The following is a 13,166-nucleotide window of genomic DNA, read 5'->3' on the forward strand; positions in this document are numbered from 1 at the left end:
CGGATGGACCCCATCGATCTCGACCACGTCCTGACTGTGCTCGGTGCCGCCGCGTGGAGCCCGGACGAGCAGTCCCGCGCCCGCGTGGCCGCCGGCCTCGCTCTCACGGTCTACGACGGCCACACCCGCGACCAGGGCACGCCATACCTGGAGCACCCGCTGGCCGTCGTCAGGCTCTTGCGAACGGAGATCGGCGTCCGGCACCCCGAGACCCTCCTCCTCGCCCTCCTCCATGACGCCTTGGAGGTGTCCCCTGAGTCGGAGGCACTGCTCGTCCATCACCTCGGCGGCCCGTTCACCGCCCGCCTGCGTGCCATGACTGCCGACCACCGCCTCGAACAGCGCCCCAAGTCCGTCGGCGACGAGACCCGCTGGCGCACGAAACAGGCCGCACTCCCGCCCGAGGACCTCCTCGTCCGGCTCGCCGACCGCCTGCACAACCTGCGCGACCTCGCCGCGTCCCCGAACCTCGACCGACGCCGACGGTTCCTCCAGACCCTGGGCGATTTCCACCTCCCCCTCGCCGACGCCGCCCGCGACCTCGACCCCCATCTGGAGACCATGCACGCGCGCCTGCACGCCGAGTACGTCCACCACAGACAGGAGGTACGTCCGTGAAACGGGTCGTCTACTCGATGGAGCCGGTCGGCCGGACCGGCGGCCGGGTCTACCTACGGATGCTCCACGAGGTGACGGCCGACGACGTGGAATGGCGCACGGTCCCGGACCACAAGCGGACCTACCGGGTCCGCCGCTGGCGCAAGCTCCGCCACCTCGCCCGCCTGGCACCTTCCATACGGGCGCTGCACGGCACCACCGGCACCTTCGTGTGGGACGACCTCAGCCTGCTGCTGTTCACGCCCGAGATGCGCGCCCGCACGGTGTTCCTCCTGCACCACTACGAACCGCTCCAACACGAACTCCGCCCCCATCGAGGCGATGCTCTGGGAGAGGCTGTTCCGCGTTCTGCCACAGTGCGCAGCCGTCGTGTGCGTCGCCCCGTACTGGGCCGACCAGCTCCGCGCCCGAGGCGTCCGCAACGTACGGGTGATCTACAACGCCTTCGACATGGCCGAAGTAGAGCAGGCACGCGGTTACGACCGGGCCGAGTGCCGCGCCGAGTTCGGCCTACGACCCGACGTGATCGGCGTCTACGCGGGCAAGGCCGTGCACTGGAAAGCGACCGAGGAGGTCTCCGCAGCACTGGCCAGCGTTCCCGGACTGCGGGTGATCACCAGCGGCAGCAACACCATCGGCCTCGACAGCGCGCACTACGACGTCGAACGCGAGCGGTACCTGCGTCTGCTGCGCGCCTGTGACGTCGGTGTCTTCCTCCCACGGATGCGGGAGGGCTGGAGCCGTTGCGCCGCCGAGGCTTTACTCCTCGGCCTGCCCTGCCTCATCCGCCCGGTGGCCGGCCTGGGCGACCTCGCCGCGCTGGCTGGCCAGCCGGCCCCGGACCTCCGCCACCTCCCGGCACAGGTCCGGCAGCGCGCGGCGGCAGGGCCACACCGAGGCCAAGGCGGGGTACGAGGCCCTGGCACGGTTCGACCTGACCTATTTCGGCGACGCCTGGGGCGACCTCTTGGTGCAGGTCGCCTGAGCAGCGGCTAAGCCTGCGCGGCCAGCTTCTTGCTGGCCGCGTCCAGACGGGCCAGCACGCGGTCCCGGCCGAGCAGCTCCATGGACTCGAACAGCGGGAGTCCGATCGTCCGGCCGGTGACCGCGACCCGGATGGGCGCCTGGGCCTTGCCCAGCTTCAGCCCGTGCTTCTCGCCGACGGCGAGCAGGACGGCCTTCAGGTCGTCCGCCTTCCAGTCCGCGACGTCGGCCAGCTCGGCGCGGGCGTCCGACAGGATGGCGTCGGCGCCTGCCTTCATCGCCTTGTTCCACGACGCCTCGTCCTCGACCGGCTCGTCGAGGAACAGGAAGTCCACATAGCTGGTGATCTCGGAAAGCAGCGCCAGCCGGGTCTGGGCCAGGGAAGCCGCCGCCTCGAAGACGTCCTTGTCGAACGCCTCCGGCCGCCACGGCGCGTACGGGGCGACGAGCCACGGCGCGCAGGCGGCGGCGAACTGCTCCGGCGACAGGGCGCGGATGTACTCGCCGTTGAACGCCGTCAGTTTCTTCACGTCGAAGAAGGCCGGTGCGGTGTTGACGTCCTCGATCCGGAAGAGCTGCTCCAGCTCCTCGTACGGCCTGATCTCCCGGTCGTCGCCCGGGCCCCAGCCGAGGAGCATGAGGTAGTTCACCATCGCCTCGGGCAGGAAGCCCTCGGCGAGGTAGTCCTCCAGTGCCACCTTGTCGCGGCGCTTGGACAGCTTCTGCCTCTTCTCGTTCACGATCACCGGCAGGTGCGCCCACACGGGCGGCTTGACACCGAGCGCCTCCCACAGGAGCTGCTGCTTCGGCGTGTTCGACAGGTGCTCCTCGCCCCGGATGACCTGCGTGATTCCCTCGTCCAGGTCATCCACGACGTTAGCGATGAGAAAAACCGGGGATCCGTCGCCGCGGGCGATCACGAAGTCCTCGATCGCACTGTTCGGGAACGCCGGCTCCCCGCGGACCAGGTCGACCACGACGGTCTCCCCCTCGTCCGGTGTCCGGAACCGCAGCGCCCGCCCCTCCTCGAAGGCCAGCCCCCGGTCCCGGCAGAACCCGTCGTACCCGAGGTGCTCCGACCCCGTGCGCTCCTTCAGCTGCTCCCGGGTGCAGTAGCAGTAGTACGCCCGGCCGGCCGCGAAGAGCTGCTGAGCCGCTTCCCGGTGCCGCTCGGCGTTGTGCGACTGAAAGTACGGCCCCTCGAAAGCCGCATCCTCGCCATGGATACCGATCGCCGCGAGCGCGCTGATGATGCCCTCGGTCCACTCCGGCTTGTTCCGGGCCGCGTCGGTGTCCTCGATCCGCAGCACGAACCTGCCGCCGGACTGTCGCGCCACCGCCCAGTTGTAGAGAGCGGACCGTGCACCACCGACATGGAACATGCCGGTCGGGGACGGGGCGAAACGAACGCGAACCGGGGCAGTAGACATGCGCACCAGGGTACCGACGCGGGACCTCTTCCTAGGACCATCCAACGTACGTCGGCACGGACGTCTTTTGGCCGTCCTAGCTACCTCTGTCTCGTCCCTGACGGCAGTGGCCAGCTCGGATCTGTTCAGCGCTCCCGGTGCCACCTCGTGCCGCGACTAACGAGACCTTGCGGACACCACACCGGCGAGATCATGAAGTCATCCGATGGTGAGAAGACCGTGACCGCACGTAACACGTCTTAGCCGCAGGACTGGGGTATCACCTTGATGCGGTTATCCACAGGGCCATCGGTGCCGGTTTCCGATGGCTAGGCTGTGCCGCATGGCAACAGAAGCACCAGAGGTCGCAACGGATCTCGTACTCCGCACCGAAGCTCGCAGGCAGGAGCTGTCTTCCGCGCTCGATGCCAAGCAGCGCGCGAAGCTGGGCCAGTACTTCACACCAGCGCCCGCTGCGGAATTCATTGCCTCACTGGCCCGGCTAGAAGCTGCGGATACCATCCGCATCCTGGATCCTGGTGCTGGCGTTGGCTCGCTCACAGCGTCCCTTGTGACACGAATCCTTCGCGATCTGCCCGGCGCGCGGATCAACGTCACCGTCTGCGAAGTCGACCCCCAGTTGCACGACAGCCTGGTAGCCACGCTGGAAGACTGCGTCAATGCAGCACACGCGGTCGACAGCCACATTGAGGTGAACCTAGTGCGAGGTGACTTCATTACCTGGGCGACGGAAGCGGAAGGGATCTTCGGTGAGCGCCGAGGCCCATTCGACCTGGTAATCATGAACCCCCCGTACAAGAAGCTCGCCGCCAACTCCCGCGAGCGCAAGGCCGTGACAGCCGCCTGCACAGAGACGTCCAACCTGTACTCGGCGTTCATGGCTCTCGGGACTCACCTGCTTGCACCGGGTGGGCAGCTGATGGCGATCACGCCCCGTAGCTTTGCCAACGGCCCTTACTTCCGGCCATTCCGTCGATACTTCCTTGATCGCATGCACATCGACCATGTACATGTATTCGAGGCTCGAAATAAGGTATTCGCCGACACGGACGTACTTCAAGAGAATGTTATTTTTTCAGCCACTCGCACTGACTCTCCCGACCGAGGACCGGTCACGATTTCGAGCAGTCGCAGCTACTCAAGTGAGGTCCGCAGCCGCACAGTCCTGTACGAGGACATGGTGCACCCGTCAGATCCGGAGCATTTCATCCACATCAGTGCTGACGAGGAAGACGTCCAACTCGCCGCAGCCCATGCGAGCCTTCAAGCTACACTGCCAGAAATTAGCTGCCAAGTATCGACAGGACGCGTAGTAGATTTCCGCAGCAAGGAGCATCTGCGACCCAATCCAGTTGATGGAGCAGTACCTCTCATCTACCCCCTCCACATGCGTGACGGTGAAATCGCTTGGCCCGTTCCCGAGGCGAAAAAAAATAATGCCATCGTGCTCAACGATGACACCAGAAAGTTGACCTTTCCGCCCGGCCACTACGTCGTCGTGAAGCGCCTATCTTCCAAGGAGGAAAAGCGTCGCGTTGTCGCCGCAGCGTTCGATCCAGAAAACACACGATGTGAGCGGATCGGGTTCGAAAATCACGTAAATGTATTCCATAGTAACGGCGAAGGACTTTCTCGCGATTTCGCACGCGGTCTATGCCTTTGGTTGAATTCCACCCTCCTGGATCGCTTCATCAGGCGGTTCAACGGCCACACTCAGGTGAACGCAACCGATCTCAGAAACCTTCGCTATCCAAGCAAGAGCCAGCTAGAGGCCATCGGTCGCGACTGGCCGCACGGGGCCTTGCCACACCAAGAGAGGATCGACGACATGGTTGAGCACCACCTGCAGTAATGATCAAGCGCCGCATCGAGCTGGCGACCCCTGGTGGCCACTGGCTGATTCGCGGCGAGTTGGCCGAACTATATCGGTCGATACATGCAGACTGGCGGGTCCTGTGGGCAGCCCCGCCCGAAGCGCCCTGTAGGGTAACCCCGGCTTATGCACTCGATTGCCTGGGGAGGGCGAGCAAGTGACGAGAGAAGACCAGGAAAAAAAGCTGGGGGAAGCGAAGGAAATTTTGGCGGCTCTTGGAATGCCGCTAAAACAGCAGAACACCCGGACTGCCCTTGTGTTGCTCGCGATGTTCGACCTCAGCCCCACACAGGATTGGGCGGAGGTCAAGATCAATACTCTCGGAATCACTGAATGCATGGACTGGATGGCCGAGCACTATCCTGACATCCCAAAGGGCACGAAAGACCCGACCAGGTATGCGCCGAACAGTCGAGAGTCGGTCCGCAAAGAATCTGTGCATCAACTGGTCTCTGCAGGCATACTTTTCAAGAATTCCGATGCCCCAGATAGGGCAACCAACGATAAGAATAACCGCTACCACCCTAGCCCTCTAGCCATAAAGGCGCTTGCCACCTTTGGCACGCCCTCATGGAATGACGCCCTAGAAGAGTTCCATAAAGAATGGGGCAAGCTGCGCGAAAAATGGGCTGCCGAACGAGAGGCTCATCGTGTCCCGGTCGTGCTTCCTGACGGCAGCATGAGGTCTCTGAGTCCTGGTGATCATAGCGAACTGATCCGAGCTGTCGTTGAATCCTTCGCACCCCAATTTACTCCGGGGGGCGAAGTCGTGTACCTGGGAGACACTGGGTCGAAGTGGATCGTCGAGAGACCGGAGTACCTCGCCGAGCTAGGTGTGGCCGTAGACCCCCACGGCAAGATGCCAGACGTGGTGATCCACTACACGGAGAGGGATTGGCTGGTGCTGGTCGAGGCCGTCACCTCGACCGGACCGGTCAACAGCCTCCGAGTTGCACAGCTCAAGGACCTCTTCGCTGGCGCCCGGCCGGGGCTCGTGTTCGTCACGGCATTCCAGACCAAGAAGAAGTTTCGGCAGTTCGCTGCCGATATCGCTTGGGAGACAGAGGTCTGGGTCGCAGAAGATAGCACACATATGGTGCATTTCAACGGGGAGCGCTTCCTGGGCCCCTACGACGACTAGGCTGAATGACGAGGGCCGTCCCACATGTAGGCGGGACGGCCCTCAACGATAGATCGGCGACGACCTACTCTCCCACGAGGTCCCCCTCGCAGTACCATCGGCGCTGGCAGGCTTAGCTTCCGGGTTCGGAATGTTGCCGGGCGTTTCCCCACCGCTGTGGTCACCGAAAATTTGCTGGCACCCGCTCTCAGCGGGTGACTTCACGCCACGATCATACAGGTGATCGAGAGTGCTGACGGCGAGCGTGGGCCAGATTGAGCTTGGCTAGCCGCGCGCAAGCCCTGGCCCGTAGCCAGGCTGGGTCCCAGCTAGCCAAGTGCGTCATGTATGCCAGCAGGGGCTGTACGCATGAGTCTCAGCGGCATAGCCGCGAGCCGGACTGCGCGTGCCCTGCACCCAGGGATTGGAGCCGGGTACAGGGCACCGCCATCCGCTATCCCTTGACTGCCGCGAGCAGCGCCACACCGGGCCGGTCACCGGCGAGCGTTCCATCAGCAGTGCCGGCGAGTGCGTCGGTGATCAGCGAATGCAGTACCGCGATCACCTACTCGTCGCTGGGCCGCCATAAGTCAGCGCGCAGACGGAACCTTCGTAGAGGTCGCACGTTCCTTCGTCTGCCTGGGGCACACATCGGATGGATGTCGCGGCACTCGCTAACCTGCTTGCCGTACCGCCGCAGATGCCGGCAACAAAGGCGGCGTCTTACGAAGAGCCGCTCGAAAGACGCTCATGGGGCATACGCCCCGACTTTCGGGTCAGCACCGGGTGGCGCAAGCACATCTCCGGCCGTGTCGTGTCCATACCACAGGGTGCGCCACAGTCGAAAATCGGCCAACTGTGCCCGCGCGTACGGGAGTTATCTGGCCACGAGTCCTGCTACGTGCTTTCAGATAGCTACGCTGCATGCTTCCAGAGATCTTGTGAACCAGGCGGATCTGTCATGAAGGGGGAAGCTTGAGTACTCACCTGCGCTTTGCACCGGAAATTCTGATTCGTCTGGGTGAGGAGCTGATTCCGCATCCCGACCTCGGCGTGATCGAGCTGGTCCGTAACGCATATGACGCGGACGCGACGAGGAGCGTCGTCCAGCTTCACAACGCCACGCAACCTGGCGGCACCCTCGTGGTTGAGGACGACGGTGACGGCATGACGGCCGAAGAGATCCGCGAAGGATTTCTTCTCATCGGGAGGTCGTCCAAGCCTGGAACGCCAGACAGTCGCTCCAGTCGACGCCGGATTGGAGAGAAGGGCCTCGGCCGGCTGGCAGCACTCCGTCTTGGGCGCCGCGTAGAGCTGGTGTCGCGTCCCCGCAGTGAGCCCGGCGTGGAGCACTCCCTGGTCATTGACTGGTCTGACTACGAAGCGGTCCGGTCCGTCGAGGAGGTGGAGCTTGAGATCGTGAGCCGACCAACCTCGAAGGCTGCTGGCACGTCGCTCACCGTTCATCGTCTCAAGCAAGGCTTCGACAAGGAGCAGATGGAGCGCCTCGCACGCGCCATGCGACTCCTCACTGGCTTCTTCAACGACGAGGTCACAAATTTCACTGCAACGCTTATCGCTCCACAATTCGAGCAAGTATCCAGCGCAGTGAACCACAGCTTCTTCGACGAATGCGAGTACAAGCTGGAGGCCCATCTCGACGAAGATGGATACGCGAGTGCTGTCCTTTATGATTGGCGAGGTCAGGTAATCACTCGGGGCGACCACATCGACGTTGCACCAGAGACGAGCAGCGGGCGCCTGCAATCTCCTCTCCGCTATCAGGCACCAGCCGCATCCTTCGAGCTGTGGATGTTCCTGTTGAACAAGCGATCCTTCGAGCTTCGCGGATCAAAACGACGGTATACAGACCTGCGGCCATGGCTTCGAGTTGTAGGTGGTGTTCACCTGTTCCACCGAGGGCTACGCGTGCACCCTTATGGAGATCAGGGATTCGACTGGTTGGATCTCAACCTACTCCGCGCCCGCAGCCCTGAGCTGAGGCCATCAACGAACACTAGTGTCGGACGAGTATCAGTAGAAGACCCGGACGGACTCCTCATCCCTAAGACGGACCGGATGGGGTTCCAGGAGAACTCTGCATTTATCGAACTCCGAGAGTTTGCCCGGAGCGCCACAGACTGGGCAGCCAGGGAAAGGAAGAGGATCCGGGATAGCGAAAGGCTAGGGAAGCCCGCACCTACAAGCCGTAGCGAGTCCGGTCCTAGCGTTCAGTATAAGCCACCACACAAGGCTTCAAGGAACCACAGCACAGTTACAGAGCATGAGGGACAGGCAGAACTTCTTCCCCTGGCGCCGAGCCCGCTTATCCGGCGGCACGAGCCAGTATTGCCGGTCGTCCCACTGGAACGCCTTCTGTACAGGTGGCTCGCTACCAGGGGCATCCTTTCCTCGGCATTCGCTACTCTGCCCCTAGCCGAAGCAGTAGGCGCAGCAGAGAGTCAGGCACTCACCAGCGCAGCATCGGCGATCCACAGCGAGAGGTTTCGAGTCGAAGCTCTCGATCTCAATGAGGCGGTCAAGCGCTCTCTGAGCGCTCTACGCCCCCTACTGGAAAAACAAGGAATTACCCTAATCGAAGAAATCCGAGACGAGTCGATCCTTGTGGCCGGCTCCACCTCAGACCTGAACTCGATCGTCTGGAACCTATCCATCAACTCCGTTACTTCTTTGGCGCAGGCTAACGACCTTGATGTTCGAAATATTCTGGTCAGAACTGGCATTGCCGGAGATCGCGCAGTGCTAGAATTTTCGGACTCGGGCCCAGGTATCATCGACGTTGATCTCGCCGATATGTGGCGACCTGGCGTGACCGGCGAGGGGAGAAAGAGTACCGGCCTCGGGCTCACTGTAGTAAGGGATGCGGTATCCGATATGTGCGGTCGATGGCCTGTGGTCGAGGAGGGTGACGTCTCAGCTGACGCTTACGGCGAGCTGGGCGGCGCGACGGTCCGTATTCGCTTGCCTATGCTGCCCGAAGGGTAAATGGTCAATCTGCTTGCCGGCACGTTGTTCCGGTCCGCACCTATCTGGCGGCCAGCGGCCAGTGCCCCGTGGCGAGTGCTCACGGTGGTAGGGCGCGTCAGTAAGGGTTCCGATGGACCGATCGGACGTAAGAACGTCCTCGCGGCCGAGGAAGGTGACGGTTCGACGGCAGAGCCGCAGCTCCGGATGCCCGACTGTCCTTGGAGCACTCCAACGTCTGCTTGAGAGCTGACCGCGCTCCCTTCGAAGCGTGCAAGGAAGCCGCAGTCCGGCCAGTACCTGAGACGTGAAGTGTTGGCCCCGCTGGGAGCCATCTGGGAGCCAACCCGCTCCCTACGCCCCATCGAGGCCAACCAAAAACAACCGATCCGACACTTGTGACCTGCGCAAACGCCATCGAGGCTGGCAGTCTCACCAACCGAACCTCATTCGGGACGAAGAGGTCGTGGGTTCAAATCCCGCCACCCCGACGCTGTAGTACTAGATCAGGGGCCTGATCCGCTTAGCGGGTCGGGCCCCTGAGTGGTTCCTGGGGTCACTTTGAGAGCCGCTTGGGAGCCAACTTCGGAATCCGGCTCCCAGGCGGCTCCCACCGCCGCCCACACGGGGGCTATCGCCTGAGGCGCCAGGGGATCCTTCGAATATCGCAGTGAGTGAAGTGCGCCACACTGCGGTGACTGGCGACGCGGCGGCGGAGCCCTCACGCGCGCTTCCCCCACGCCACGAGCCAACCCGTCGGCCCACACGGCGACCGGGTCGGCGCGCTCGGATCTCCTTTCGGCGACAGCGTCCATTTCGGCCACCTGCGTCCATCAATTCCCTCCCGTCCTCCACGCACGTCCCGGAAATGAAGCAGGGTGGGGGCGGCTCATTTCGTAGAGTCGGACCCTCATTCCCGTCAGCGCACACCTCAGGGAAGGAAAGCTGTGACACACATCGGGACGAGAATCCGTCCGATATCCATGGTGGTCGGTTTATTACTGGCCGTGGTGCAGTTCGCCGTCGCCGTCCCGGCACCCGCCGCCGAGGCGGCTGCGACTGCCAGGGTGCCGTCAGACATCGCGCCCTTGCTTGCGAAGGTGCCCGGCTTGACGGTGAGGCAGCAACGGCCTCTGGACGGCGGCCGTCGGCAGTACCTGATGGACTTCCGGCAGTGGGTCGACCACCGGGACCACAGGAAGGGAACGTTCCAGCAGCGGCTGAACCTCATCCATCGCTCGCTCTCCGCGCCGACCGTCCTCTACTCAACAGGGTACGAACTCGATGAGAGCCAGGCGCTGAGCGAGCCAACCCGGCTACTGGACGGTAACGAACTCAAGATCGAGCACCGGTTCTTCGGGCCCTCGACACCGCGCTCACGCGACTGGAGCACGCTCACCATCAGGCAGTCGGCGAACGACTACCACGCAGTGGTGTCGGCTCTGAAACGTGTGTACCAGGGCAGTTGGATCAGCACCGGGATGAGCAAGGGTGGCATGGCGTCCGTCTACTACCGCCGTTTCCACCCGAGGGACGTGGCCGGCACCGTCGCGTACGTCGCCCCCAATGACGTGGACGATGCCGACGACAGTGCCTATGACCGCTTCCTGGCCACGGTCGGGAAGCCGACCTGCCGGGCCGGTGTGGAGCGGGTGAGTCGCCAGTTGCTCCAGCACCGCGCCGAACTGGGGGCGCGGCTCGATGCCTGGGCGCACTCCCAGGGACTCACCTTCTCCCGGACGTTCAGGACGACCGACCGGGCGGTGGAATACCTGACGATGGAGTCGGTCTTCTCGTTCTGGATGCTCTGGGGGGACCGGCAGTGCGGTTTGGTGCCGGCACCGAGCGCCTCCGTCGACACTCTGTGGGGCTGGCTGAACTTCAGCCTCGACGGCCTCGACGGATACACCGACCAGCGGATCTCCGCGCACGTCGGCTACTACTACCAGGCAGCCACCCAACTCGGCAGCCCGTCACCGGCGTTCTCCTGGCTGACGGACCTGCGCCGCTACCCCGACGTGTACCGGATCCGGAACTTCCTGCCTCCGGGGCTACGAGGTCGGCCCTTTGACAGTGGCGCGATGCGCGATATCCAGAACTGGATCGACCGCCACGGCGAACGGCTGATGTTCGTCTACGGGCAGGAGGACCCCTGGGGCGCCGAGCGGTTCACCGTGGGTACCTGCACCCGGGACTCGGCGGAGTTCACCGTCCCAGGTGCGACGCATGGTACGGCATCCCTTGCCGCGCTGCCCGCGCCCGCATCGTCCAGGGCCAAGGCGATGCTGGATCGTTGGGCCGGTCGCACTGCTTCGCACTAACATGGTCCGGCATCTGCGGCCTATTGTCGAAAGCGGCATATGGCGAGTTTCTCAATTCCCTTTCCAGGCACGTTCTTCCGTTGATCCGAATACGCACGTCGGCTTAGATTCCGGGTGTCCGGCAGCAGCATCGAACGTCCCTTTTTCTTGGAAAGGAACCGCACCATGTCTGCAACTGCACAGGCCGTCGCCGACCCCTTCGTGCTCGACGTCAAGGTGACCTCGCAGGGCGAGAGCGCGGCGGAACCGTGGCCGACGGCCACCTGCCTCGGCTGCACCACCAAGTGCCCCTCGGTCAAGGCCCACTGCACCCTCCTCAGCTGTGTGACGCAGTGCCCGATCGGCTGCTGAGGCACCTGTGAGGCGTGCCGGCCGCCCCTCCGGGGTGGCCGGCACGCCTGTGCTGACCTCCGGGACCAGGAACACGCACCAGAGAACGGGTGGCCATGTTGTCGAACCATCTCAATTTCCCAAGTCGCCCTGACCCGTACGCCACCGCCCACGCCCAGGCCGCCCTGATCGGGGAGCGTCTCTCCCAGGAGAAGCTGGTGGCGAACGCCGTGGAGCGAGCCGCCACACGCGCGAGGAACCCCTTCGAGTGGGGCGGAGCATCGCTCGGCAAGGGACACACAGGGGTGGCTCTGCTCCAACTCGCGCTGGCGAGGCATGCGGAAGCCGCGGAGCGCGTGGCCGACGCCGCCATCGCGACAGGCGGCGTGTCGTCCGAGGAGTGGCTCGCCCGGGCACAGGCCCAGCTGCACAGCGCGGTCGGCAGCACCCACACCCATCCACTCACCAACACCTCGGTCCTGCTGGGCAGTTCAGGACTGGCCTTGGCCGTCGAGGATTTCCAGCAGACCGACGACCGCTACGCGACGAGCGCCAGCCGACTCTGGCAGCAAGTGGCCGAACAAGTACGTGACCACCCATGGCCGGTCCGCGAGAGCGGCTACGCGGCGACCGACTACGATGTGGTCTACGGGGCGGCCGGCGTGCTGGTGGCGCTGCTCTCCGCCCCGGAGGCCCTCTCCGGGCATCGGGACGCCGTCGACATCCTGGTGAGTTATCTCCTGAAGGTGGTCGGCCCCTCGGACGGGGAAGATCTGGCCTGCCGGATCCCGCCGGAGCTGTTCCCGCTCCCGGAGTACCGTGAACAGTATCCCTTTGGCTACTACAACACCGGGCTGTCGCACGGCATCCCCGGCGTGCTGTCGGCCCTCTCCGCCGCCTACCGCGCCGGGTACGACGGCCCCGGTGTCCGCTCCGCCCTGCGTCGGCTCGCGGACCGGCTGCTGGAATGGTCGACGCCGGACCGGCTCGGGCCCGACTGGCCCGCCGGGGTGCCGCTGACTGAGGCCGGCACGCCGAACCCGGTCGAGTCAGTGCCGACCCGTACCGCCTGGTGCTACGGCACTCCCGGCGTGGTGGTCGCGTTGCTACAGGCGGGTGCGGCGCTTGCTGACGCCGATCTGCGGTCCACCGCGATCACCGCCCACCGCGCGGCTATGGCCCGTGTCCGAGCTGTGCCCGAGTCGGTGTCCTCGCCGACGATCTGCCACGGCGTGGCGGGCCTGCTCTGCGTGGCCGCTTTCGTCGAGGAACAGACCGGCGACGCGGCGGCCCGGGACGACGTCCGGTGGCTGACCGAGCGACTGCTGACGCACTGCGATTCGGCGCAGCCGCTGATCGTGCGGGACGAGGAGTCCACGGGGAACTTCGTGGACGATCCGAGCTTCCTGACCGGCGCAGCCGGCGTGGGTCTGAGCCTGCTGTCCGCGCGCGGCGGACGGCAGACGTGGTGGAACGGCCTGATGCTCCATGGCTGAGCAGCGGGG

Annotated in this window: 8 protein-coding genes, 1 rRNA gene and 1 pseudogene; 8 read left to right on the plus strand and 2 right to left on the minus strand. The window is 64.3% G+C overall.

Going from position 1 to position 13,166, the window contains the following annotated elements:
• Nucleotides 1-3: 3 nt before the first annotated feature.
• On the plus strand, nucleotides 4-618 hold the full coding sequence (locus tag ACF073_RS21100; RefSeq protein ID WP_392072095.1) for an HD domain-containing protein: 615 nt from the start codon (nucleotides 4-6) through the stop codon (nucleotides 616-618).
• A pseudogene (locus ACF073_RS21105) lies at nucleotides 615-1,603 on the plus strand (glycosyltransferase). The gene ACF073_RS21100 and the pseudogene ACF073_RS21105 overlap by 4 nt, the downstream one beginning before the upstream one ends.
• 7 nt (nucleotides 1,604-1,610) lie before the next feature.
• On the opposite strand, the gene gltX reads toward ACF073_RS21105, so the two are convergent.
• The gene (gene gltX, locus ACF073_RS21110; protein WP_392072468.1) at nucleotides 1,611-2,984 is read right to left on the minus strand and encodes a glutamate--tRNA ligase; all 1,374 of its coding nucleotides are present in this window, start codon (nucleotides 2,982-2,984) and stop codon (nucleotides 1,611-1,613) included.
• Nucleotides 2,985-3,354: 370 nt separating this feature from the next.
• Between gltX and ACF073_RS21115 the strand changes: the two genes are divergently transcribed.
• Nucleotides 3,355-4,884 (plus strand): Eco57I restriction-modification methylase domain-containing protein, encoded by a 1,530-nt coding sequence (locus tag ACF073_RS21115; RefSeq protein WP_392072097.1) that lies wholly within the window; start codon nucleotides 3,355-3,357, stop codon nucleotides 4,882-4,884.
• A gap of 178 nt (nucleotides 4,885-5,062) precedes the next feature.
• Entirely contained in the window at nucleotides 5,063-6,046 is a 984-nt protein-coding gene (locus tag ACF073_RS21120) for a BsuBI/PstI family type II restriction endonuclease (protein ID WP_392072099.1), read from the plus strand.
• A gap of 51 nt (nucleotides 6,047-6,097) precedes the next feature.
• Here the strand turns inward: ACF073_RS21120 and rrf are convergent.
• Nucleotides 6,098-6,214 (minus strand): 5S ribosomal RNA (gene rrf / locus ACF073_RS21125).
• A 786-nt stretch (nucleotides 6,215-7,000) separates the two neighbouring features.
• Here rrf and ACF073_RS21130 point away from each other — a divergent pair.
• From ACF073_RS21130 to ACF073_RS21145, 4 genes are all read left to right on the plus strand, one after another.
• Nucleotides 7,001-9,031: an ATP-binding protein gene (locus ACF073_RS21130; protein WP_392072101.1), complete on the plus strand. Its 2,031-nt coding sequence runs from the start codon at nucleotides 7,001-7,003 to the stop codon at nucleotides 9,029-9,031.
• 926 nt (nucleotides 9,032-9,957) lie between these two features.
• On the plus strand, nucleotides 9,958-11,331 hold the full coding sequence (locus ACF073_RS21135; RefSeq protein ID WP_392072103.1) for a S28 family serine protease: 1,374 nt from the start codon (nucleotides 9,958-9,960) through the stop codon (nucleotides 11,329-11,331).
• A gap of 165 nt (nucleotides 11,332-11,496) precedes the next feature.
• Nucleotides 11,497-11,682: a hypothetical protein gene (locus ACF073_RS21140; protein ID WP_392072104.1), complete on the plus strand. Its 186-nt coding sequence runs from the start codon at nucleotides 11,497-11,499 to the stop codon at nucleotides 11,680-11,682.
• A gap of 95 nt (nucleotides 11,683-11,777) precedes the next feature.
• Nucleotides 11,778-13,157 (plus strand): lanthionine synthetase C family protein, encoded by a 1,380-nt coding sequence (locus tag ACF073_RS21145; protein WP_392072106.1) that lies wholly within the window; start codon nucleotides 11,778-11,780, stop codon nucleotides 13,155-13,157.
• The last annotated feature ends 9 nt before the right edge of the window (nucleotides 13,158-13,166 follow it).

The sequence above is a fragment of the Streptomyces sp. NPDC015171 genome (assembly GCF_043079545.1).
In the GTDB taxonomy this organism is placed as follows: Bacteria; Actinomycetota; Actinomycetes; order Streptomycetales; family Streptomycetaceae; genus Streptomyces.